21 protein-coding genes are annotated in these 23,091 nt (G+C 72.2%); 11 read left to right on the top strand and 10 right to left on the bottom strand.

Translation table 11 applies throughout. The annotated features are described in order from the left end of the window. Nucleotides 1-12: 12 nt before the first annotated feature. Nucleotides 13-591 (bottom strand): dihydrofolate reductase family protein, encoded by a 579-nt coding sequence (locus tag ACIPJI_RS03850; RefSeq protein WP_402244302.1) that lies wholly within the window; start codon nt 589-591, stop codon nt 13-15. Nucleotides 592-893: 302 nt separating this feature from the next. Here ACIPJI_RS03850 and ACIPJI_RS03845 point away from each other — a divergent pair, with 302 nt between their 5' ends. Then, complete coding sequence (locus ACIPJI_RS03845; RefSeq protein ID WP_402244300.1) at nt 894-4,121, top strand: FG-GAP repeat domain-containing protein; 3,228 nt, start codon at nt 894-896, stop codon at nt 4,119-4,121. Nucleotides 4,122-4,203: 82 nt separating this feature from the next. On the opposite strand, the gene bla is transcribed toward ACIPJI_RS03845, so the two are convergent. From bla to ACIPJI_RS03830, 3 genes are read right to left on the bottom strand one after another with little or no spacing between them, the layout of a single operon-like run. Then, nucleotides 4,204-5,148, bottom strand: coding sequence for a class A beta-lactamase (gene bla / locus ACIPJI_RS03840; RefSeq protein WP_402244299.1), 945 nt, complete (start codon nt 5,146-5,148; stop codon nt 4,204-4,206). After that, nucleotides 5,145-5,417 (bottom strand): DUF397 domain-containing protein, encoded by a 273-nt coding sequence (locus ACIPJI_RS03835; protein WP_402244297.1) that lies wholly within the window; start codon nt 5,415-5,417, stop codon nt 5,145-5,147. The genes bla and ACIPJI_RS03835 overlap by 4 nt, the downstream gene beginning before the upstream one ends. Then, nucleotides 5,389-6,234: a Scr1 family TA system antitoxin-like transcriptional regulator gene (locus ACIPJI_RS03830; protein ID WP_402244296.1), complete on the bottom strand. Its 846-nt coding sequence runs from the start codon at nt 6,232-6,234 to the stop codon at nt 5,389-5,391. Before ACIPJI_RS03830 ends, ACIPJI_RS03835 begins: the two co-directional genes overlap by 29 nt. Nucleotides 6,235-6,325: 91 nt before the next feature. Here ACIPJI_RS03830 and ACIPJI_RS03825 point away from each other — a divergent pair, with 91 nt between their 5' ends. Beyond that, complete coding sequence (locus ACIPJI_RS03825) at nt 6,326-6,745, top strand: ATP-binding protein (RefSeq protein ID WP_402244294.1); 420 nt, start codon at nt 6,326-6,328, stop codon at nt 6,743-6,745. A gap of 52 nt (nt 6,746-6,797) precedes the next feature. Here the strand turns inward: ACIPJI_RS03825 and ACIPJI_RS03820 are convergent, their stop codons facing one another. Continuing rightward, the gene (locus ACIPJI_RS03820) at nt 6,798-8,813 is read right to left on the bottom strand and encodes a bifunctional glycosyltransferase 87/phosphatase PAP2 family protein (RefSeq protein WP_402244292.1); all 2,016 of its coding nucleotides are present in this window, start codon (nt 8,811-8,813) and stop codon (nt 6,798-6,800) included. A gap of 279 nt (nt 8,814-9,092) precedes the next feature. Here ACIPJI_RS03820 and ACIPJI_RS03815 point away from each other — a divergent pair, with 279 nt between their 5' ends. The 3 genes from ACIPJI_RS03815 to ACIPJI_RS03805 all read left to right on the top strand — a co-directional run bounded on the left by ACIPJI_RS03815 (nt 9,093) and on the right by ACIPJI_RS03805 (nt 11,723). Next, a complete protein-coding gene (locus ACIPJI_RS03815; RefSeq protein WP_402244290.1) occupies nt 9,093-10,208 on the top strand; it encodes a DUF2330 domain-containing protein in 1,116 nt (371 codons plus the stop codon). A 16-nt stretch (nt 10,209-10,224) separates the two neighbouring features. After that, nucleotides 10,225-10,896 carry an O-methyltransferase gene (locus ACIPJI_RS03810; protein WP_356619056.1) on the top strand — a complete coding sequence of 224 codons (672 nt, stop codon included), beginning with the start codon at nt 10,225-10,227 and terminating at the stop codon, nt 10,894-10,896. Between the two features lie 503 nt (nt 10,897-11,399). Next, nucleotides 11,400-11,723 (top strand): antibiotic biosynthesis monooxygenase, encoded by a 324-nt coding sequence (locus ACIPJI_RS03805; RefSeq protein ID WP_307706200.1) that lies wholly within the window; start codon nt 11,400-11,402, stop codon nt 11,721-11,723. A gap of 27 nt (nt 11,724-11,750) precedes the next feature. Here the strand turns inward: ACIPJI_RS03805 and ACIPJI_RS03800 are convergent, their stop codons facing one another. Then, nucleotides 11,751-12,275: a hypothetical protein gene (locus tag ACIPJI_RS03800; protein ID WP_402244288.1), complete on the bottom strand. Its 525-nt coding sequence runs from the start codon at nt 12,273-12,275 to the stop codon at nt 11,751-11,753. After that, the gene (locus tag ACIPJI_RS03795; RefSeq protein ID WP_402244286.1) at nt 12,275-12,916 is read right to left on the bottom strand and encodes a hypothetical protein; all 642 of its coding nucleotides are present in this window, start codon (nt 12,914-12,916) and stop codon (nt 12,275-12,277) included. The genes ACIPJI_RS03800 and ACIPJI_RS03795 overlap by 1 nt, the downstream gene beginning before the upstream one ends. Before the next feature lie 116 nt (nt 12,917-13,032). Here ACIPJI_RS03795 and ACIPJI_RS03790 point away from each other — a divergent pair, with 116 nt between their 5' ends. Continuing rightward, nucleotides 13,033-13,512 (top strand): GNAT family N-acetyltransferase, encoded by a 480-nt coding sequence (locus tag ACIPJI_RS03790; RefSeq protein ID WP_402244284.1) that lies wholly within the window; start codon nt 13,033-13,035, stop codon nt 13,510-13,512. A gap of 36 nt (nt 13,513-13,548) precedes the next feature. On the opposite strand, the gene ACIPJI_RS03785 is transcribed toward ACIPJI_RS03790, so the two are convergent. Continuing rightward, a complete protein-coding gene (locus tag ACIPJI_RS03785; protein WP_402244283.1) occupies nt 13,549-15,615 on the bottom strand; it encodes an MDR family MFS transporter in 2,067 nt (688 codons plus the stop codon). A 155-nt stretch (nt 15,616-15,770) separates the two neighbouring features. Between ACIPJI_RS03785 and ACIPJI_RS03780 the strand changes: the two genes are divergently transcribed. Continuing rightward, nucleotides 15,771-17,132, top strand: coding sequence for a peptidoglycan-binding protein (locus tag ACIPJI_RS03780; RefSeq protein ID WP_402244281.1), 1,362 nt, complete (start codon nt 15,771-15,773; stop codon nt 17,130-17,132). A gap of 119 nt (nt 17,133-17,251) precedes the next feature. Continuing rightward, nucleotides 17,252-17,905 carry an HAD-IA family hydrolase gene (locus ACIPJI_RS03775; protein ID WP_307706206.1) on the top strand — a complete coding sequence of 218 codons (654 nt, stop codon included), beginning with the start codon at nt 17,252-17,254 and terminating at the stop codon, nt 17,903-17,905. A 9-nt stretch (nt 17,906-17,914) separates the two neighbouring features. Here ACIPJI_RS03775 and ACIPJI_RS03770 read toward each other — a convergent pair whose 3' ends face one another. Further along, nucleotides 17,915-18,499: a TMEM165/GDT1 family protein gene (locus ACIPJI_RS03770; protein WP_307706207.1), complete on the bottom strand. Its 585-nt coding sequence runs from the start codon at nt 18,497-18,499 to the stop codon at nt 17,915-17,917. A gap of 387 nt (nt 18,500-18,886) precedes the next feature. Next, complete coding sequence (locus tag ACIPJI_RS03765) at nt 18,887-19,648, bottom strand: ABC transporter permease (protein ID WP_307706208.1); 762 nt, start codon at nt 19,646-19,648, stop codon at nt 18,887-18,889. Between the two features lie 166 nt (nt 19,649-19,814). Here ACIPJI_RS03765 and ACIPJI_RS03760 point away from each other — a divergent pair, with 166 nt between their 5' ends. From ACIPJI_RS03760 to ACIPJI_RS03750, 3 genes are all read left to right on the top strand, one after another. Then, nucleotides 19,815-20,477, top strand: coding sequence for an HNH endonuclease family protein (locus ACIPJI_RS03760; RefSeq protein WP_402244279.1), 663 nt, complete (start codon nt 19,815-19,817; stop codon nt 20,475-20,477). Between the two features lie 106 nt (nt 20,478-20,583). Then, nucleotides 20,584-22,269, top strand: coding sequence for an alkaline phosphatase D family protein (locus ACIPJI_RS03755; protein ID WP_402244277.1), 1,686 nt, complete (start codon nt 20,584-20,586; stop codon nt 22,267-22,269). Between the two features lie 323 nt (nt 22,270-22,592). Further along, nucleotides 22,593-23,045: a DoxX family protein gene (locus ACIPJI_RS03750; RefSeq protein ID WP_307710340.1), complete on the top strand. Its 453-nt coding sequence runs from the start codon at nt 22,593-22,595 to the stop codon at nt 23,043-23,045. Nucleotides 23,046-23,091: the final 46 nt, after the last annotated feature.

Genomic DNA, 23,091 nt, shown 5'->3' with positions numbered 1-23,091 from the left:
CCACCTCGGCACCTACTGAAGCGAGGCCTGGCGCGCCACGCGGTGGCGGAGGTAGACGACTCCTGAGCCGAAGGTGCGGGTCTCGACGAGTTCGAGATCCACCCGGCGCTCGCGTCGGGGAAAGAACGGAGTGCCACCGCCGACCAGTACCGGGTAGACCATGACCCGGTACTCGTCGATGAGACCCGACGCGGCCGCCTCGGCGGCGAGAGTCGCGCCGCCGATCGCGATGTCGCCCTCCCCCGGCTCGACCCGCAACCGCTCGATCTCCTCCGCCAGACCGCCGGAGGCCAGGCGGGCGTTGCCCCGCACCTCTGACAGCGTTCTGGAGAACACCACCTTCGGGAGCGGATTCCAGAGCGCGGTCCACTCGAGCTCCGAGTCACCGAGCGACGGATCCTGGACGGCGGTCTCCCAGTACAGCATCGTCTCGTACAGCCGTCGTCCCATCAGGTGGACGCCGACCTCTCGAATCTCGTCGATCCAGAAGCGGAAGACCTCCTCGTCGGGCCCCGACCAGTCGAAGTCGCCGTCCGGCCCGACGATGTAGCCGTCAAGTGAGACGTTCATCGAATAGGTCACGCTGCGCATCAGAAGTCCTCCTCCGTAACGGGGTTCGACACTATGACCGCCGGACGCCGCAGGACTCATCGCGGCTCGCCGGATCTCTCAGATCTCCCGCCCCACGCGGAGATCATCACGAAGGACGGCGATCTTTCAGAACACGCTCCGGCCGGAGGTCCGACGTGGACCGCGCCCGCCTCTTGAACAGGTTCGAAAACAGCTGTCGGGCGGTGATCCCGCCTGCTACTGTCACCCTGCTCGCGCAGGGACGAGCGGCGACTCCGTGAACGCCCCTCCTGCGCCGAGCGCCCTGGGGAGGGACTTCTTTCGTGATTCGTCCGCTGAACAAGCGGGCCGGGCGCCGTCGGCGCGCGCTCGGCCGTACCGCTCTCACCGTCGCACTCGCCGTCACCGCCGGAGTCGGCGCCACCGCGGGGACGGCCGTCGCCGAGGTACCCGGCGCGTCCGCCGATCCCGTCGTCATCAGCCCGGGCGCACGCTTCGTGCCCCGCGCCACCATCGTCCTGAACGCCGGCGAGACCGGCTTCCTCACCGCCCAGGAGGGCGACGACCGCCTCCGCTGGATCGACTACGCCACCGGCGCGACGACCGTCCTCGAGCACCGGCTGCCCGAGCCGCTCGCCTACGACGTGGACGACTTCCGCTTCGCCAAGTATCCGGCGGACTTCGGCCACGGCTCCGACACCGTGGCCCTCTACGGGCAGTCCCCGGCCCCGCACGTGACGCTCCAGCAGCGGGCCGGCGGCGGGCCGTCGGTCACGGTCCCGATCCCGGAGGGCCAGACGTACGTCGCGACCTACGGTGACACCGTCATCACCCGGACCGGTGCGGAGAACGCCGAGACGAGCCTGCACCTGCTGCGCGTGGACAACGGCGAGGTGCGGGACCAGAAGCTGGAGGGCCTGCCGGAGGGGTGGAACCTCACCATCAGCGAGGGCGACGCCCGGTCCGTCGCCGTCCGAGCCATCAAGTGGGAAGACACCACGATGTCCCAGGGGTGGTGGGTCGTCGACCTCGCCACCGGGAGCGTCAAGGCACTCTCCACGCACGGCGAGAGTGTCTCCTTCGACCGGGACACCGTCTTCCACCTCGGCGCCCCGGAGCCCTACGCCGCCCAGGTCTACCGCCGGGACGACCTGGACGCGGAGCCGGTCACCCTCGACCTGCGGGACGTGGCCTCCTACGACGACACCGTCCGGCCCTTCGCCGGCGGCCTCGTCACCGTGTCCCGGCCGAACCCGGGCGACAACGAGTACCGGGGCACCGAGCTGTCCCTGCGCGACCTCGACGGGAGCCGCCTGAAGTCCCTGCTGGCCGTCGCCTCCACCTCCCTGCACCGCACGCCCGACGGCTCGCTCCTGGTGGCCGGCGCGGAAGAGCGCACCACTTACGGGGCCCTCGACTGGGGGTACTACCGCTTCACGCCCGCCGCGGACGGCACCGTCGCCCGCAAGCGCGTCGCGGACATCGAGGACCGGGAGGCCGAGCCGGCCGGCATCTCGCTGGGCAGCGGCATTCTCACCACGGCCGACGACTCGAAGCTCTTCATGCCGCACACCTACGTCGGCGGCTACCGGAGCACCTGGCTGAAGACCTCCGGCCGCCCTGAGGAGCTGCACTCGACCGTCGACGGCTTCGTGGCGGGCCGCGACAGTGACTGCGGCGACGCCGAGAACGGCTACTGCGTGACCATGTTCGCGAGCGGCGACGGACACCATGGGCGCAAGGCCGGAACCGAGCAGGACATCACCATGCTCTACGGGAACGGCAACGCCGCCTGGGGGCCGCGGGTGACTTCCGGGCTCGGCAGCCCGGAACTCGTCGACCTCTCGGGCCGGTTCGGTGTGGTGGACCAGGCATGGGGCGGCCAGCAGGCGGTCCTGCACTTCCGGGACGGCGACACCGGCCGCGTGCTCCAGAAGCGGGAGCCGGTCGCGGCCTCCGTCTGGGGCAACACCCTGTGGAGCGCCGACGGCGGCTGGGACGACCCCGGCCAGGGCGTCCCGACCACGGTGGCGGCGAAGAACCTGTCGACGGGTGCCGCCGGTGAGACCTTCGACGCGGGGTGCGTCCCCCGCGAGCTCCAGGCCGTGGGGCGCTGGGTGTACTGGCAGTGCGACGACTCATGGCCCAACTACAGGGGCGGCGGTGTCTACGACCGGCAGGACAAGCGCTCCCTGCGGCTCGGGGCCGACGAGACGCTGCTCGGCGACGGCTACCTGGTCCGCCGCTCGGACACGGCCGGCCTCACCCTCGTCGACCTGCAAGGCGGCCTCCCGGCCGGCGGCAAGGAGGCGGACCTGCCCCAGCGAGTGGTCGCCACCGCCGCGGAGCTCGGGGACCGGATCGGACGCCGGTCCGGGTGGACCGTCGACCGCTTCGGCGGCCACGTCGCCTACACGGGCGAGGACCGGCGGGTGCGGATCGTCCCGTCGGGCGTCCCCGCCTCCCGGATCGCCGTCATCGACGCCGACACCCCGGCCGCCGACATCGAGGCCGGGGCCTGGAAGCCGCGGTGGTGGCTGTCGAAGCCGGGGGCCTCGTGGGCGCTGGTGCTGAAGCACAAGGCGACCGGGAAGGTCGTGCGGACCCTGACCGGGGGCGAGGCCCGTGGTCTGGTCGCGCCGTCGTGGGACTGGAAGGACGCGAGCGGGAAGCTCGTGGTCAACGGCGCCTACACGTGGAGCCTGGCCGTCAAGCCGGCCGACGGGCAGGGGCCCGATCTCGCGGCGTCCGGGACCGTGGCCGTGAGTGGTGCCGCTCCCGTGTGGCGGGACATGGCCGGGGACGACGGGTTCGGTGACCTGCTGGTGACCGACTCCGTCGGGGCCGTGTCGCTGTACCGGGGGACGGGTACGGGCGGGCTGTCCTCCCGTGTCGCCGGATCCGGTGACCCGTTCGCCGCCAACTCCGTGCTGGTGCCCTTCGGGGACGTGAACGGCGACCGGTGCGGGGACGTGCTCGCGCGGGTCGGGGACCAGCTGCGGGCGTACCGGCCCGGGTGCGGGAAGGTCGTCACCGCTTCGTCGCCCTACACGCTGATCGGGTCCGGCTGGGGGCAGTACGACCAGCTGACGTCGTCCGGCGATGTCAACGGCGACGGGTTCGTGGATCTGATTGCCCGGCAGGCGTCCACCGGTGACATGTACTTCTACGCCGGTACGGCCGATCACCGGCTGAAGTCACGGGTGCGGATCGGGACCAACTGGAAGCTGTACAAGCGGATCGCCGGGGCCGGGGACCTGAACGGGGACGGGCGTGGCGATCTGCTCGGCGTCGACTCCGCCGGTGTGCTGTGGCGGTACTACGGGACGTCCACCGGTGGCGTGACCCCGCGGGTGCGGGTCGGCGGCGGATGGGGCGTCTACTCCGCTCTCGTCGGGACCGGTGACCTGTCCGGTGACGGACGCGCCGACCTGCTGGCGCGGGACACCGCCGGGAAGCTGTGGCGGTATGCCTCAACCGGCTCCGGTACGTACGCCGGCCGGGTGCTGATCGGCACCGGTGGCTGGAACGGATTCAAGGGCCTGTTCTGACGCAGGAGTGAGGGGGGTTCGCCGTCGGCGCGGTCGCTGCGCCGACGGCGGACCCCGACGCGTAGGTCCCCACCCGCGGGCTCTACCCCTTCGGAGCCAGCGTGGCCACCGCGTACGCCGCGGCCTCGGCGATGAGGGCCTGGTCGTAGGCGGCGTCCTCGGTGGCCTTGCTCGACATGATCGAGATGACGAGCGGCGCGGACCTCGGGGGCCACACGAGGGCGATGTCGTTGAGCGTGCCGTACGAGCCCGTCCCGGTCTTGTCCGCCACGGTCCAGCCCTTCGGCACACCCGCCCGGACCCGCTCGGCGCCGGCGCCGGTGGCGTTGCGCTCCAGCAGGTCGCGGAGGAACGCGCGTTTCGCGGGCGGCAGGGCGTCGCCCAGCACGATCTTCCGGTAGTCGGAGCCGAACGCCCGGGGGGACGTGGTGTCGCGGGGATCGCCCGGGGTGGCCTCCGTGATCAGAGGCTCGATCCGGTCCATGCGGGTGACCGTGTCGCCGAGGCCGCGTGCGTACGCCGTCAGCTCGGCGGGCCCGCCGAGGTCGCGGAGCAGCAGGTTGCCGGCGGTGCCGTCGCTGTAGCGGACCGCCGCGTCGCAGAGCTGACGAATTGTCATGCCGGTGGACACATGGCGCGGCGTGATGGACGCGTTCTTCAGGAGATCGGCCTCGGTGTACCGGACGAGCGTGTCCAGGTGCGACAGCGGGTTCCGGTCCAGCACCGCGGCTGCCGCGAGGCCCTTGAACGTGGAACAGAACGCGAACCGTTCGTCGGCCCGGTGCGCGATGACCGCGCCGGTGCCGGTGTCGAGGGCGTACATGCCCAGACGTGCGTCGTACGTGCGCTCCAGCTCTGCCAGCCGCTCGTGGCGTTCCGCCGACGGCGCAGGTGAGGGAGAGGAGGATGCGGCGGCCGCGGACGGATCAGCGGGAGCCGGCGTGCTCTTGGCGCATGCGGCCAGCGGTAAGAGTCCCGCCGCTCCGAGCAGCGCGCGGCGCGTGACGGCCGGTCCCGATGACGTCATGGCGCCCGGAGATCCCCCCTGGCCGCCGCCCCCACGAAGGCGGCGAAGGCGTTTCGCGAGACGTGGAGCGCGGGGCGGTGGACGTCCTTGGAGTCCCGCACGGCGACACCGTGGGAGACGTCGGCGCACTCGAGGCAGTCGCCACCCTGGTCACCGCTGTGGCTGGACTTACGCCAGGCGGCGCCGCCGAGGGGTGCGCACTCGACGCAGTCGCCGCCCTGATCGCTGCTGTAGCTCGACTTACGCCACTGTGTCGTGCTGCTCCCCATTGCACTCCTCCATGACCTGCCGGATCAGCTCTGCCGAGTCCTTGATGGAGAGGGCTGCGGCCTGCAGGTGATCGTAACGGAGCGAACAGTCCCTGACCGTGTCCGGGTTGGCGGTGGGATGGCCCGCCCCGTAGCCCTCTGTATAGAGGATCGCGGGGTCACCGGCGAAGCGGTAGAGGTTGAAGGAGCCAGTCAGGCCCGCGTGCTCACCGGCCGAGTACGGCAGAACCTGCACGTTGACCCGCGGGTTGCTCTCGAAGCTCAACAGGCGGCCGAGTTGACCGCGCATCACCTCCGGCCCGCCGATCTCCTGCCGCAGCGCGCCCTCGCCGAGGATCGCCCACAGGACCGGTGGCTCCGTCTTCTCCAGGATGCGCTGGCGCGCCAGCCGTACCGCCGTGCGGTCGTCGAGACCCTCCGGGTCCATCGTGCCGAGCACGGCGCGGGCGTATCCCTCGGTCTGGAGCAGGCCGTGCACCATGTGGGTCTGGAACGTCGAGATCTCCGTCGCCCGCGCCTCCAACTCCGCCACCTGCTGGAACCAGGCCGGAAGTTGACTGCGCAGGACCAGGCCCAGCAGCCGTGACAACAGCCCGCCCGTGCCCAGCGCCGCGTCCACGCGCTCGCTGAACTCCGCCGTCGGCAGCTTCCGCGCCGTCTCGATCTGCCCCACCAGCGAGCCCGTGTAGCTCACGATCGCGCCGAGCTGCTTCTGCGTCAGGCCCGCCGTCTCGCGGTGTCTGCGCAGTTCGTAGCCGTAGTAGTCGAGCGGCGAAGCGCCCGGGTCGAGGGCGTTGATGTGGCGGACGTCGGACATGGCGGGGCCCCCTCGCTCAACTGTCGCAACGGCACAGCACGTTGCGTACGTTCGGTAGCCGAGCGTAGTCACCGCAGGCCACGCTCGCAGTGTGAACGAAGAGATTCCCCAGTACGGTATGCGCTTCACCGCAGGCGCCCACTCCGCCAGGCACATCCGGCGGATCGTCCGTTGCTATCTGATCCTCTGGAAGCTGCGGGAGCTGACCGAATCCGTCGAGCTGGCGGTGACCGAGCTGTTGGCCAATGTCGTGCGCCATGTGCCGGGCGGGCGTTGCGGGTTGCTGATCCTGCGGCATCCGCAGGGCGTGCGGGTGGAAGTGTCGGACGGGTGCGCGCAGTTGCCCGTGCCTCAGCAGGCCGGGGCGGAGGACGAGTCCGGGCGGGGGCTCGCGCTGCTGGAGGCCGTCGTCGACAAATGGGGCGTCGACAGCCGGGGCGGAACCGGCAAGACGGTCTGGTTCGAGGTCGCCCAAGTGGCGGAACGCGCCGACCTGACGGACGATGGCTGAACGCGGCGATCCACACCCCGGGGGTACGGGCCGAGGCCCGTACCCCCGGGGTTCACACGCGTGCGGCGGCGGTCTCCTTGGCGTCGGCCGCCCTCGCCGACGGCACGGACTTCGCCGGCACCAGCAGCTTCCTGCGGCCCGCCAGTACGTACGTCAGGCCGAAGCCCGCCCCCACCACCGCCGCGCCGCCCGCGGCGTCGAGGACCCAGTGGTTGGCGGTGGCGACGATCGCACAGACCGTGAACAGCGGGTGCAGCAGTCCCAGCAGCTTCATCCACAGCTTGGGCGCGAGGACCACCACGACCAGTCCGCACCACAGCGACCAGCCGAAGTGCAGGGACGGCATCGCCGCGTACTGGTTGGTGACGGCGGTCATCGCACCGTAGTCCGGGTTTGCGAGGTCCTGCGGGCCGTGGACGGTGTCGATGAAACCCATGCCGGGCATCAGCCGCGGCGGGGCCAGCGGGTAGAGCCAGAAGCCGAGGAGCGCGAGCACCGTCGCGAAGGCGAGCGAGGCGCGGGCCCAGCGGTAGTCGGAGGGCCGGCGGACGTAGAGCACGCCGAGGATCGACAGCGGGACCACGAAGTGGAACGACGTGTAATAGAAGTTGAAGAAGGCTTCGAGCCACTCGGTCCGCACCACCGCCTCGTTGACCCAGAGCTCGATGTCGATGCCGAGCGCGCCCTCCGCGGCGTGGATCTGCCGGGCGTGTTCCTCCGCCGCACCCACGCTGCCGGTCGCGGCGGCGCGGATGTGCGAGTAGACCGAGTAGCCGACGCGGATGACGAGCAGTTCGAGCAGCAGGTTCGGGCGGCTGAGCACCCGCCGCCAGAACGGCAGCAGCGGTACGCGGGCCCAGCGGGCCGGGGCGGGTGCGGCGTACTCCGTGGGGACGGGGCGGCGGAAGCACGGCGAGTCGAGCCTCAGGAACGGCACGGCGCACGCCGCGGCCAGCGCCGCGACGAGGAGCGCGTTCTCCCGTACCGGGTGGAGCACGGTGAGGTTCGGCAGCAGCATCTTGCCCGGCAGCGTGACCGCGAGGACGACGAACACGGGCCACAGCATCCGGTCACAGGCCCGCCGGCCGACGCGGCCGACGACGGCGAGCAGCACCCACAGGACCTGGTGCTGCCACGCGGTCGGCGAGACAGCGACGGCGACGCAGCCCGTGAGGGCGACGGCGAGCAGCAACTGGCCGTCGTAGGCGTAGCGGACGGCACGCCGCAGACCGAGGAGGACGACCGCCGCCGCGAGGAGCAGATACACGGCGGTCTCGAGCGGACCCTCGAGGCCGAAGCGGAGCAGAGCACCGTGCAGGGACTGGTTGGCGAGGCTGTCGGGGCTCTCGCCGAGCCCGGCGCCCGCGACATGGTGCACCCAGTACGCCCACGAGTCGCCGGGCATCGCCGCCCAGGCGAGGGCGGACAGGGCGGCGAAGGTGCCGGCGGAGGTCACCGCGGCCCGGCGGCGACCGGTGAACCACAGCAGGGGTGCGAAGAGCAGGACGGTCGGCTGAAGGGCGGCGCCGACACCGATGAGGAGACCCGCGGGTCTCTCGCCGCGCACCGAGAGGCAGCCGAGGAGGACGAGCAGCACCGGGATGATGCTGGTCTGGCCGAGGTGGAAGCTGTTGCGTACCGGGAGCGACAGCATCAGCAGACTGATGGCGACCGGCGCGGCCAGCAGGGTGCTGCGGCGGGAGACGGGGATCGGCAGCGCGCGTGCCGCGACCAGGCCGAGGAGCACCACCAGCAGCAGCGTGCCGAACGTCCAGGCGACGCCGAGGCTCTGCTCCGCCGAGCTGGCGAGCGGCTTGAGCACCAGCCCGGCGAACGGGGTACCGGTGAACCGGCCTTCGTCGTAGAGGGAGCCGGGGACGTGGAGTACGCCGTTCTCGCCGGTCCACGTCCCCAGGTCGGTGAGCCGCTCACCGGGCGGGCTGGTCAGGACGGCCGCCGTCTGCCGTAAGGCGAGCACGGCCGCGAAGAGCCACAGCGCTGCCCTGGCCACGCCGATCCTCGAGTCCGCCGTCGCACTCCCGCGCACGCTGCGTGCCGCGTTCGCCACGTCGCGCCGAGCCTCCCCACCGTCGTGTCGTCCTGGTGTGTGCTGTTCTGGTGTCCACGGAGCGTCCGTAGAGCGTGGCACCGCCCCGTGAAGAAGACCTACGCAACCGCCTGTTCGCCTGACTGTCACCCCGTTATGGCCGAATTCCTCTCGGCCACCGACACCCGACGGCCGCCGGACCGCCGACGAGTGGACCGGCACCGGACCACCGCCGGATCGTTGCGGAACAGAGTCGTCCAGGCCGGAACCGATGATGTCGACGGTGCCGTCACAGACGGTATGCGGGGGAACATACAAGAATTCGGGGTACGCGCGCGCCTGGTCACGGTGCTGCTGGCGGTACTCGTGCTGCAACTCGGATCGCTGATCAGCCCGGCCTACGCCTGTGGCTGCGGCGCGATGGTGGTGGACCGGAACGCGGAGTTCTCCGTCGCCCGGGAGTCGTCGGTGATCGACTGGGACGGCCGCACGGAGCAGATCGTCATGCGCTTCACGGTCGACTCGGACGCGCCGGAAGCCGCGTGGATCATGCCCGTTCCGAGCCGGGCGAACGTCGAACTCGCCGACAGCGCCCTCTTCGACGAACTGGTCCTGATCGCCGCACCCGTGCACCGTACGCGCCACTACTTCTGGCCACGGAGCGGCGACTGGCCCTTCAGCGACACGGACGGCGCGGGCGCGGGCGCGCCGATGCCGGGCGACGCCGCCCCCGGGGTCGGCGTCGTCGGCCGCGAACGGCTCGGCGACTTCGACGTGGCGCGGCTGACGGCGACCGACCCGGACGCCCTCGGCGACTGGCTCGCCGACAACGGCTTCGAACTGCCCAAGGGCCTCGACGAGGACCTCGAACCGTATGTCGACGCGGGCTGGGAGTACGTGGCCGTACGGCTGGCCCCGAGCGCCAAGGGCGCGACGCTCGACGGCACGCTCGACCCGCTGCGGCTGAGCTTCGCCAGCGAGAAGCTCGTCTACCCGATGCGGCTGTCCCGGCGCGCGACGACGGCCCAGTCGCTCGGCCTGTTCGTACTCGCCCCGCACCGTATGGAACCGCGCGACACCATCGGCGGCTCGGAACCCGAGGTGACGTACGCGGGGAAGGTCGAGCCGCGCGGCGCGGTGGGCCGCCTCACCGGCGGGAAGGAACGCTTCCTCACCGCACTCGACCAGCACTTTCCCGAGCCCGGCCGGATCGACGGCGACCACGAACTGGTGGCCACCGCGCACGACACACCCTTTCGGCGGGTGATCTGGGACGACGACCTGCTGACCGTCGCCGGCGTGCCGGTGTGGTTGCTGACCGTCGGCGGCGGGGCCGCCGTCGTCGCCGTGGCGGCCCTGTCGCTGCTGCGCGTACGGGCGAGCCGCCGCACGCCGACGCCGGGAACGGCCTCGTGAAAGTAGGTTGAACCGTATGACTCAGGATCAATGGCAGGCCGTGGACGGCTACATCAGTGATCTCCTCGTGACGGAGGACGAGGCCCTCACCGAGGCCCTCGCGGCGAGCGAGGCGGCGGGGCTCCCCGCGATCAACGTGGCCCCCAATCAGGGCAAACTGCTCCATCTGCTGGCGCTGACGCAGGGGGCGCGCACAGCGCTGGAGATCGGCACGCTGGGCGGCTACAGCACGATCTGGCTGGCGCGGGCGCTGCCGGAGGACGGCAGGCTGATCTCGCTCGAGTACGACCCGGCCCACGCGGAGGTGGCCCGCGCGAACATCGCCCGCGCGGGCCTGGCGAAGATCGCCGAGGTCCGCACGGGCGCGGCCCTCGACACCCTGCCGCGCATCGCGGCGGAACCGGGCGCGGGCCCGTTCGACCTGGTCTTCATCGACGCGGACAAGCGCAACAACGCCCGCTACGTGGAGTGGGCACTGCGCCTGACCCACCCGGGCAGCCTGATCATCGTGGACAACGTGGTGCGCGGTGGGGGCGTCGTCGACACGACCAGCGAGGACCCGTCGATCCTCGGCACACGCGAGATGTTCGAACTGGTCGCCCGCGAGCCGAGGCTGGACGCGACGGCGATCCAGACGGTGGGGGTGAAGGGGTACGACGGGCTGCTGGTGGCACGGGTGATCGCGTGACGGTGGGAGGCGCGGGGCGCGCGTGACGGCGCTGCTCGGGCGTGGCGGACGTGACCGCTGCGCGGAGCCGCTTCCCTTACCCTCCCCCTACGGCCTGGCGGCCGCGGGGGGACCCCCACTTCCCGAAACCGGGCTCCGCCCGGACCCGGTACCGCGCTTCGCGCGGTGTCCTCAATCGCCGGACGGGCTGAGAATGCCGCTGCGCGGCGCTTCAGCCCGTCGGCGAAGACTCCGGCTTGCCTGACAACTCCAGCCCTACCGGCGGTCCTAGCCCCTACCAGTGGCTCCAGCCTCGCCGACGGTTCCAGCCCTGCCAGTGGCTCCGACACACCGGACGGGTGCAACTCAAGCCCGAGGCGCGGGGGTCCGGGGGCAGAGCCCCCGGACCACCGCGCGGAGCGCGGTGCCGGGTCCGGGCGGAGCCCCCGCGCGGCGGAGCCGCACATCGGTACAGCGGGAAGGGGCGGGGTGGGGGAAACCACCCCGTGCGGCAGGATGGTCGCATGAGCATCGTGAAGATCAACGTCCTCACCGTCCCCGACGAGCAGCGCGACGTCCTCGAGAAGCGCTTCGCCTCCCGCGCCGGCGCCGTCGAGAGTTCGGACGGTTTCGAGTGGTTCGAGCTGCTGCGGCCCGTCGAAGGGACCGACCAGTACCTCGTCTACACCCGGTGGCGTGACGAGGCCTCGTTCCAGGCCTGGATGGAGGGGCCGATGAAGGCCGCCCATCAAGGCGGTGGCGGCGAGCGTCCCAAGCCCGCCGCCACCGGGTCCACCGTGTGGTCGTTCGAGGTCGTGCAGCAGGCCGCGCCCAAGGCGCAGTCCTAGCCGACGCCGTGCCGGATCCGCGCCGCGCTAGATCCGCAGCAGTCGTTCCGTCACTTCCCGGTACGCCTGGAGCGCACGGCGCAGTTGCTCCGTGTCGTCGCCGCCGGCGTCGGCGGAGTGCCGCAGCGTCCGGCGGTGCTCCGCCAGGGACGCGGTGATCCGGTCGCCGGTGACCTCGAGCACGTCGGCCGCCTCCTCGACCGCGCGGCGCGGGGAGTCGACGAAGCCGGTGAGCGCTCGGTGCAGGCGGCGTTCCAGCCCCTCGCATTCGTCCTGGGGCAGGAGCCGGGCCGCTCGCGGCTCCGCGTCGCCCGTCCCGGGCGCGGTGAGCGGGGTGGCACCGGGGGCGAGGACCGGTTTCGGCGGCTCGTCCACGGGTCCCGGCCGGGACCCGTGCGCGGCTCCGCGCTCGGCCCGCAGGCCGGGGGCGCGTATGTCGTCCTTGCCGTCCCGTCCGACCGGCGCGGCGGGGACTTCGAGGTCTCCCGCGTCGCCGGCGGTACCGGGCGGGACGGCAGTCCTGGGGGATTCCTGCTGGTTCGGGTGCGGCATCACACGCCACTCCCCTTCGGACGCAGCATGTGGCTGCGGCCATGGCCGTGGGACCGGTCGGGGGCGCCGGGCCGGTGGCGGCCGTGGTCCACGGCCCGGTCGGCGACCAGGTCGTGGAAGAGCTCACGGGCGTCCACCATCGCCTCGCGCAGTTGTTCCGTGCTCGCCTCCGTGCCGCTGCGGGCGGCGCGGTGCAGCCTGCGGTAGCCCTCGACATGGCGCGGGTGGTGGACGGAGAGCGCGGCGAGCTGCTCCTCGTAGCGGCCGGCGGCCGGGAAGCCTCGTTCGCCCGCGATGCGGCCCAGCAGCTGGTCGGCGTCGGCGACGGCGCCGCGCGGGTCATCGACGAAGCGTTCCTGTACGGCGGCCCATGCGGTGTCGTACTGCTCCCGCACGCCGGGCGAGAGGGGCTGCGGCGTGAGGTCTCCGTAGCGCTGGACGCGGTCGTGCAGGTCGCGGTCGGCCGCCTTGGTGTCGCCGTCGTGGCGGGCGACGACCCTTTCGTACTCGGGGCCGAAGCGCCGGCGCAGTGCCCGTCGTCCGCCGGCGTGTCCGCCGCGGCGTGCGTAGAGGGAGCCGGCGATGATCAGAAGGACCACGATCACCGCGGCGACGATCAGAACTGTGGTCAGGGTCGACATGACTCACCTTCCGGGTCGGGACCCGTGGGCGGACGCTCGCTGTTCGCGAGCTTTCATAGCTGCGAGTAACCGGGAAATGGTTGGCCAAACAACCGCCGTACGGGCTAAGACGAGTCATGACCATGTGGACACTGGCCCCGGAGCCGTTCGACTCCCCCGAAGCGACCGCGCTGCGGCGCGCGTACTACCACGATGTGGCGAGTCGTTACTGGGGCCGGCCCGCGACCGTGGCGGAGGTCGACGAAGGGCTCACCGGCGACGGCGTCGAGCTGTTGACGCCGCCGACGGGCCAGTTCCTCGTCGGCCGGTACGGCGGCGAGGCGGCGGCCTGCGGCGGGGTGCTGATGCTGGATCAGGAGCGCGCGGAGCTCACGCGCGTCTTCCTGCGGCACGACTTCCGCGGCCGCAAGGGCGCCTCGCTGCTGATGGAGGCGCTGGAGCACGAGGCCCGCACGCTCGGCGCGCGGCGGATGGTCCTCAACACCCGCCTCGACCTGGTGGAGGCCCGCGCGCTGTACACGCGGCACGGCTACGCGGAGATACCGGCGTACTGCGGCGGCCCGTACATGGAGATCTGGTACGGCAAGGACCTCTGACCGGCCGGCACCTGCGGGACGGCGGCCGGCGGGACGTCAGACGACGGGACCCCTGCGGTACTCGTGGTCGCGGTGCGGCTCGGGACTGTGCGGCCGCTCTGCGTCGGAGCCGCACAGCTCCGCGTTCAGGTCGTGCACCAGCTGGACGAGGTCGGTGGGCCGTTCGGGTCCCCACCAGTCGCCGAGCAACTCGGCGAGCGACTCCTCGCGCGCCTGCGCCAGCCGTACGGCGGCGTCCACGCCGCTGTCCGTGAGCATCAGGTCGAGGCCCTCACGACGGGCGAGGCCCCGCCCCTCCACCTCGCGGGTCGCCTCCGTGATGACGCGCAGCGGGACGGGCGTCGTCTCGGCGAGCCGTGCCGGTTCGACGACGCCGTGCCGTTTCATGCGCAGCAGCAGCCAGCTGGACGCGGGCAGCAGGTCGTAGCCGGCCCGCGCGGTGATCTTCTCGTAGATGTGCCGCCTGCCCTCGCGGGAACCGAGCACCGACAAGGCCCGTGCGACCTCCTCGTAGGAGGAGCGCTCGACGGGGTTGGAAGCCAGCGTCTCGCTGTGGTCCGGCGCGGTCACCGAGCCGCGCAGCTTGTCCTCCTTGAGGAACCAGGCGACGAGGAAGGCGAGCGCGACCACCGGAAGGGCGTAGAGGAAGACGTCCGTGATGGCCGTCGAGTACGCGCTGAGCACCGGCGGGCGCAGGTCGGGCGGCAGTTCCGCGATGGCGCGCGGGTCGGCGGCAAGCTCGGCCGGCCCGGCGCCGGGCGGCACCTGCTGCCCGGCGAGGGCGTCGGTGAGCTTGCGCTCCAGACCGTTCGTGAAGACCATGCCGAAGATCGCGACGCCGAAGGAGGCGCCGATGGAACGGAAGAACGTCGCGCTGGACGTCGCAACGCCCAGGTCCTCGTAGCCGACGGCGTTCTGGACGACGAGGACGAGGACCTGCATCACGAGGCCGAGTCCCGCTCCGAAGACGAAGAAGTACAGGCTCATCTGCCAGGTGGAGCTGGCCTCCTCGAGCTGGTGGAGGAGCAGCAGGCCCAGTGCCGTGACGGCGGTGCCGGCGATCGGGAAGACCTTCCAGCGGCCGGTGCGGCTGACGATCTGCCCCGACGCCGTGGAGGTGAGCAGCGTGCCGAGCACCATCGGCAGCATGTGGACGCCGGACATGGTCGGCGAGATGCCCTGGACGACCTGGAGGAACGTCGGCAGGTACGTCATCGCGCCGAACATCGCGAAACCGATGACGAAGCCGATGACGGCGACGAGGGAGAACGTCCGGATCCGGAACAGCTTCAGCGGCAGGACGGGTTCGGCGGCCCTGCGTTCCACGGCGACGAACGCGACGAGGAGCACGGCCCCGAGCACGGCGAGGGCGACGATCTGCGCCGATCCCCACGCCCAGGTCGTGCCGCCGAGGGAGGCGAGGAGGACGAGGCAGGTGGCGACGGAGGCGATGAGGAAGGTGCCCAGGTAGTCGATGGTGTGCCTGGTCTGCCGGACCGGGATGTGCAGCACGGCCGCGATGACGAGCAGCGCGACGACGCCGACGGGCAGGTTGATGTAGAAGACCCAGCGCCAGCTGAGGTGTTCGGTGAAGAAGCCGCCGAGCAGCGGTCCGAGGACGCTCGTCGCGCCGAAGACCGCGCCGAAGAGGCCCTGGTACTTGCCCCGTTCGCGCGGTGACACGAGGTCGCCGACGATCGCCATCGAAAGGACCATCAGCCCGCCGCCGCCCAGGCCCTGGAGCGCGCGGAAGGCGATGAGCTGCGGCATGTTCTGGGACAGGCCGCACAGGGCGGAGCCGACGAGGAAGATGACGATGGCCGTCTGGAAGAGCCTCTTGCGCCCGTACTGGTCACCGAGCTTGCCCCACAGGGGGGTGGCGGCGGTGGCGGCCAGCATGTAGGCGGTGACCACCCAGGAGAGGTGGTCCATGCCGCCCAGTTCGCTGACGATCGTCGGCAGCGCGGTGGCGACGATCGTCTGGTCGAGGGCGGCGAGGAGCAGGCCCAGCAGCAGCGCTCCGATGGCGACGAGAACGGTTCGCCGGTCGTGCCCCTCGCCGGGGGCAGGCCCCACCTGGGCGGTGCTCACTTCCTGAGCCATGCCGATCTCCTCGGTTCCGTGGCGCTGTTCCATCCCATCGTGGTGTCTCTGTCCGGTTATGGCCTCCCGAGAGGGGCGGTGTGACCGGTGGGGCGTTGGGTGTCGCACGGGACGGTTGCATAATCGGCGGCATTCAAAGGGGAGGGGAACCGGCAATGACCGGAAACAGATGTCCGGAGTGCGACAGACCGCGGAACCCGGACGGCAGCGCCGGACCCGGCTGTGACTGCGCCGAGCGGGCGGGGGCCGCTCTGCGCGCGGAACGGGAGGCGGACATCGCGGCGGCGGAGGACTTCGATCCGCTGCGGATCAGGCCGTACGTGACGCTGGAGGGCCTCGGTACGCCGAACCGTGCGCCGTCCGGCCCGCCCGACCTGGACACCGCCGTTCGTCCGGTCCCGGCCGGGCGCGGGAGCCACGCTTCGGGCGCGGCGGGCGGGCAAGGGGGTGTCACGCACGAGGGCTTGGCCCAGGGCGCGGAGGCCCACGGGTCGCCCGCGCACGACGGTTTCGCGCCAGGCGTGAAGGCCCACACGGCGCACGCGCACGAAGGCTTCGCGCCGGGCGCGGCCGCCGCCGGGCAGGGGGCGGCCGGGCTGCCGCGGCCCACGCAGGAAGCGGCCGCCTCGGCACCTGCCGGCGCAGGCGGCCGGGAGTACGTCCCGGGCCAGGGGGGTCCGGACGGAACGGTCCGTCCGGGCGCGGACGGCCATGGGCCGGCGGCGCACGACGGCGCCGCATATGGCGGGGCGCTGCCGCCGGAGGAGGTCACGCCGGACCGGGCCGGCGGCGCGCGCCGTGGGGGTGACGACACCGTCGTACTGGCGCCCGTCGGCGGCGGCCCGGCCTGGAGCGGTCACGGGCACGGACCCGGGGAGGAGGAGCCGCGGCGGCGCAGGCGGGTGCTCGCCGGGCTCGCCGTGGGCGTGGCGGCCGTCGCCGTCGCGGGGACGGCCGCGTTCGCCGGAGGACTGTTCGCCGGCGGCGAGGAGCAGGACCGTGCGCTGCCGCCGGACACCCGCAGCAGCGCGCCTACCGCCGGCGCGGTGTCGGAAGCGCCTTCGCAGTCCCCCTCCGCGAGCACGTCGGCCTCCGCCTCGCCCTCCCCGTCGGCCTCGGCCTCGGCCTCGGCCTCGGCGTCCGCCTCGGCGTCCGCGTCGCCGTCGCCGTCGAGGTCCGCGCCCCGTACGAGCCCGGGCACCGGCGACCGGCCGGCCAGTCCTTCCGCTCCGGCGTCGACGGCCAAGGAGACGGGCACGGTGTCGGAGGCACCGTCCGACAAGCCGGCCGGCGGGACGCTGCGCCGCGGCGACAGCGGTGCCGCGGTGGTCGACCTCCAGAAGCGTCTGAGCCAGCTGTGGCTGTATCCGTCCGACGACGCGGACGGCCGCTTCGACGAGGACGTGGAGCAGGCGGTGAAGGTCTACCAGTGGGACCGCGGCATCAAGGGCGACCCGCTGGGCGTCTACGGCCCGCACACGCGTCGCGCGCTGGAGGCCGAGACACGGTCGTCCTGAAACGGATTGGCGTTACCCCGCCCCGTTTTGTATCGTGAAGGAACAAAGTGGCTTCGCCCGTATTCCCTGACCGGCGGGCGAGGCCGCTTGTTTTCCTTTCGCCGCGCTCTGGAGTCCGTATGACGACCGCCCTGACCGCTCGCGCCCTCCTGCTGGACATGGACGGCACCATCGTCAACTCGGACGCGGTGGTGGAGCGCGTCTGGCGGGCCTGGGCGATCGAGCACGGGCTGGACGCCGAGGAGGCGCTCAAGACCGTCCACGGCCGCCAGGGCTACGCGACGATGGCGGTCCTGCTGCCGGACCGCCCCATGGAGCAGAACCACGCCGACAACCGCGTGCTGCTCGCCCAGGAGACCGCCGACACCGACGGCGTCGTCCCCGTCGCCGGGGCCCCCGCCTTCATGGCCGCCGTCGCCGCCCTGCCGCACGCCCTGGTGACCTCGGCCGACCTCGCGCTGGCCACGGCCCGGATGAACGCGGCCGGACTGCCGATGCCGCGGGTCCGTGTGACGGCCGAGTGCGTCGGCGCCAGCAAGCCGGACCCGGAGGGCTTCCTGAAGGGCGCGGCCGAGCTGGGCTTCGCCCCTGAGGAGTGCGTGGCGTTCGAGGACTCGGAGGCCGGCATCACGGCGGCCCGCGCCGCGGGCATGCGGGTCGTCGGCGTGGGTCCCCGCGCCGCGGCGATGGCGCCCGACATCCACGTGCCCGACCTCACCCACCTGACGGTCACCGCGCACGACGACGGCACGATCGAGCTGCGCGCCGCCTGATCCGGCGGCTCAGCCGGTGATCGCCTCGAAGAGGCTGAAGCCGGCGAGGGCCAGCATCAGGCAGGCCGCGACCTTGGTGATCAGCCTCAGCGGCACGTACCGCATCAGCGTCCGGCCGCCCAGGATGCCGATGGCGGCGACGGCCCACAGCGCCAGCACGGCGCCGAGACCGACCGAGACCGGGCTGTCGTAACGGGCGGCGAGGTTGGCCGTCATGATCTGGGTGAGGTCCCCGAACTCGGCGACGAGGATGAGCATGAAGCCCGCGCCCGAGACCTTCCAGAACGACTGGTCGGCGGGGGCCTTGACGGTCTCCTCCTCGTCGTCGCCCTTCTTCAGCAGCAGCATCAGCGCGCCCGCGAGGAAGAGGACACCCACCACCGCCTGCACCAGCCGGTGCGGCAGCAGGGTCAGCACGCTGCCCGCGGCGATGGCGAGCGCGACATGGACGGCGAAGGCCGCCGCGACACCGGCGAAGACGTACGAGGCGCGGTAGCGGGTGCCCAGCATGAGACCGGCGAGGGCGGTCTTGTCGGGCAGTTCGGCGAGGAAGACGACGCCGAACGTGATCGCCATGACGGTGAAGCTGATCACGGATGAATCCTCGATCGGTAGGCGCGGCGCGGCCCTGCCGAGAGTCACCTGAGGTGTTTCAGGGGTCGCTTCGGCACGGCAGCGCCATGGATGGATACATGGGCACTGCGGCCGAAGGTCTCGCTGGCGACCGTCGATGACGGGCCGCCTCCGGGCGCCGGCCGGGCACAAGGCCCAGCAGTATGTCGACGGTCCGGCGAAGAGCTACTCCCCTTCTGCGCTGAACAGAGTACGCGAGGACCCCGGCCCGACGCGAGGCGCCGCCGCGCCGGCCCGGGTGGCGGGCCGGCGCGGCCGGTCGGGGGCCGCCGGATCCGCCGCCGCGCCGAAACAGGCGGGGTCAGGGCCGCGCTGCCCCGGACCGAGGCCGTGACCGACGGGGCCGGGTCAGCGCGGCGTGCCCGGCGCCCGCGTGCCGTCCCGGTGAAGGCGCCCCCTCGCGACCAGTTCCACCACCAAGGCCACCGCGACCGCTTGGACGGCCATCAGCGCGACCAGCACGAAGAGCTGCACCGCGCCCGCCTCCACGGGCGAGGCGCCGCCCAGCAGCATGCCGACGAAGGCGCCCGGCAGTGTGACGAGGCCCACGGTCCTCGTCTGGTCGAGGCCGGGGAGCAGCGCGTCGGACGCGGGCTCGCGGGCGACCTCGAGGCGGGCGTCGCGGTCGGCCAGGCCGAGGGCGAGCCCGGCCTCCACCTCACCGCGGCGCTGCTCGAGCTCGTCCAGCGCCCGTCGGCCGCCGACCGCCGTCACGCTCAGGGCGCCGCCGATGAGGATGCCGGTCACGGGGATCAGCGTGATGCCCTTCACCGGCACCAGTCCCGTGAGGAGCAGCGCGGCCACGACGGGGAGCACACCCGCGGCGATCGGGAGACCGGCCCACCACCAGGTGCCGTTGGCGGTGATGCGCCGGCCGGCGGTGCGGACGGCGACCGCGTACATCAGCACGAGGAAGGCGAGCAGCAGCGGGACGGAGCGGACGACCCAGCCGATCGCCAGTGACACGACGGCGAGTTGGACCGCCGCGCGCACGCCCGCGACAGCGATGTCGCGGGAACGCCCGAGGTGGGCGACGGCCGCGACGGTCGCCGCGGCGACCAGCAGGACGGCCAGTACGGCCCCGAGGGTGAGGTTGACCGGCAGCAGCACGCCGCAACATTACGACGCCACAAGGATCATGTCGGCGCGTCAGAACCCTTGATGTGACGTGCGCATGTCGCCACCCTGTTACCTGGCGCCCATCCCCGAGAAACCTGGCGCCGCGAACATGGCCACGCCCGAACGGCCAAGTTCCCCCCACCTCGAAGGAGTTCGCATGTCAGGTGTCTACGCGCGTCGCAGCCGTGGCGTCCGCCGCGCAGCCGTGCTCGCCGTCACGTCCGCCCTCGCCATGGCCGGCCTGCTGGCCACCTCTCCCACCGCGCAGGCCGCCCCGCCCACCCCGGTCAGCGCCACCACCGCCCGCAGCTACCTCAGCCAGCTGACCGTGTCCGCGGAGGGCTCCTCCACCGGCTACAGCCGTGATCTGTTCCCGCACTGGATCACCCAGTCGGGCGCCTGCAACACCCGCGAGGTCGTGCTCAAGCGGGACGGCACCAACGTCCAGCAGGACGCCAGCTGCGCGGCGACGAGCGGCCGTTGGTTCTCCCCCTACGACGGCGCCACGTGGTCCGCGGCCTCCGACGTCGACATCGACCACATAGTCCCGCTGGCGGAGGCGTGGCGTTCCGGCGCGAACAGCTGGACCACGTCCAAGCGCCAGCAGTTCGCCAACGACCTGACCCGCCCGCAGCTCATCGCCGTCACGGACGACGTGAACCAGTCCAAGGGTGACCAGGACCCCGCCGAGTGGCTGCCGCCGGTCACCTCGTACCGATGCATGTACGCCCGGATGTGGGTGCACACGAAGTACTACTGGAACCTCAAGGTCGACTCGGCGGAGAAGAGCGCGCTGCAGAGCATCCTGAACGGCTGCTGACCCGGCCGCCGCACAGGGCCGCGCCGGGGACACACCACGGGTCCCCGGAACCGGACCGCCCCTCTCCGTCGTTCCGTACCGTACGGGGCGACGGAAGGGGCATCACATGACCGGGCTTCGCCTTGGGCCGCTGCTGCGGCACGTCGACTGGGACACGGGCACGGCCGCGACCCTCTGGGTCGAGACCGACCGCCCGTGCACGGCGGAGGTCCGCTGCGAGCAGGGCGGCGGCGGCTCCTCGCGTACGTTCACCGTCGCGGGGCACCACTACGCCCTGATCGCCGTGACCGGCCTGACACCGGGCTCGTCGACCGCCTACGAGGTGCTCCTCGACGGCGAGCGCGTCTGGCCGCTCGACGACTCGCCCCACCCGCCCAGCACCATCCGCACCCCGGAGGTCCCCGCGGACTCCGTGCGGGTCACCTTCGGCTCCTGCCGCTGGGCCGCCCGCCCCGCCCGCGGTAGCGACCCGGTGGGCCCCGACGCCCTGGACACCCTCGCCGCCAAGCTGGCCTCGGCCCCCGAGGAGGAGCGCCCGGACGTCCTGCTACTGCTCGGCGACCAGGTGTACGCGGACGAGGTCTCCGAGGCCACCAGCGCACGGCTGTCGGCCCGCCGGGACCGCGAGGTGCCACCGGGCTCCGGAGTGGCGGACTACGAGGAGTACACCTGGCTGTACGACGAATCGTGGCGGGACCCCGACGTCCGCTGGCTGCTCTCCACCGTGCCCAGCTGCATGATCTTCGACGACCACGACGTCATCGACGACTGGAACACCAGCACGGCCTGGCTGGCCGAGATGCGGGCGACGCCCTGGTGGCGGGAGCGGATCCTCAGCGCGCTGATGTCGTACTGGGTGTACCAGCACCTGGGCAATCTCTCCCCCGCCGAGCTGGCCGCCGACCCGCTCTACAAGGCGGTACGGTCGGCGCCCGACGGCACACAGGCCCTGCGGCAGTTCGCGGAGGCGGCCGACCGGGACGCGTCCGTCGCGCGCTGGAGCTACCGGCGGGACTTCGGCCGGACCCGGCTGCTGATGATCGACACCCGTGCCGCCCGCGTCCTGGACGAGCAGAACAGATCCATGCTCGAGGCGGGCGAGGCCGCCTGGCTGCGCGAACATGCCCTGGAGGGACGCGGCTCGTACGACCACCTCCTCCTCGGCACCTCGCTGCCCTGGTTGCTGCCGCCGTTGATCCACGACGCGGAGACCTGGAACGCGGCCCTGTGCCGCGGCGAGCGGGGGGCGCGGTGGGCGCGCTTCGGGGAGAGCGTGCGCCGCCGCGCGGATCTGGAGCACTGGTCGGCGTTCCCTTCCTCCTTCGAGGAGCTGACGCGGCTGATCATCGAGGTGGGCAGCGGTCCGGACGCGCCGGCGACGGTGTGCGTGCTCTCGGGGGACGTCCACCACGCCTACATGGCGGAGCCGGAACGGCCCGGCGATCCGGTGGAAGGTCCCGGGGGCACGGGCGCCGTCGCCGTCCCGGACGCGCGGGTGCTCCAGCTGACCTGCTCCCCCGTGCACAACTCCGTCCCCAGGGCGGTGAGGATCGGCTTCCGGTTCGGCTGGAGCCGAGTGGGACGGCGGCTGGGCCGCCTCTTCGCCCGGCACGGCCGCACCGGTGAACCGCTCGTCCGATGGGGGCGCGACGGCGGGCCGTGGTTCGGCAATCAGCTGATGACCCTGACCCTGCGAGGGCGGAAGGCGTCGCTGCGGCTGGACCGGGCGCGCGCCGACGGCCGCGGACAGCTGACGACCGTGTTCGACCGCCCGCTGACGGACGGCTCCTGACCGGCGGCCCGCCGGCCCGGGGAGCGCCGCTTTCCCGCCAAACCACGGTGCGCCCGGCCGAGGACCCCCTCGGCCGGGCGCCCGGTATTCAGCCTGCCGTGTCACGAAACCGGAGGATGCCGCTGCCTGCCACGAAGGAGGCCAGGTCCGGGGGCACTTGCGTGCCCGCCGATGCGGGTCGTCACCGAAGTCGAAGGTTCGGCCAAAAGCAGCCTGCCAGAAAATGTTGAACTTGCAAGTAATGATTAGGTCTGCCTAACCTGGAGCCCCCTCATCGGTTCTGTCCCCGAAACCGAAGGAGCCCCCACATGAGCACCTCCCCCCTGCCCGCACGCCTGGAACAGGCGCAGCCCTATGCGCTCGGCCTGTTCCGTGCCGTCGTGGGTCTGTTGTTCCTCTGCCACGGCGCCGCCTCACTGTTCGGCGTCCTCGGCGGCGCGGCGGGCGGCGGCACCGTCCCGGCCGGCACCTGGCCGGGCTGGTACGCGGCGGTGATCCAGCTGGTCGCCGGAGCCCTGGTCCTGCTCGGTCTCGGCACCCGCAGCGCGGCCCTCGTCGCCTCCGGCTCGATGGCGTACGCGTACTTCAAGGTCCATCAGCCCGAGTCGCTGTTCCCGCTGCAGAACGGCGGTGAGGCGTCGGCGATGTTCTGCTGGGCGTTCCTGCTGCTGGTCTTCACCGGCCCCGGCGCCCTGGCGCTGGACCGGCTGTTCGCGCCGCGCCGCGCCGCCCGCCCGGCGGAGCAGCGCGAGGAACGGGCCACCGCCGCCGCCTGACCCTGCGCAGGTGTACACATCGCCCGGTCCCTCCTTCAGGAGGGGC

Origin of the sequence: Streptomyces sp. NPDC086835 (assembly GCF_044745705.1) — a bacterium.
Classification (GTDB): domain Bacteria; phylum Actinomycetota; class Actinomycetes; order Streptomycetales; family Streptomycetaceae; genus Streptomyces.
This window is presented reverse-complemented; position numbering and strand designations above follow the sequence as displayed.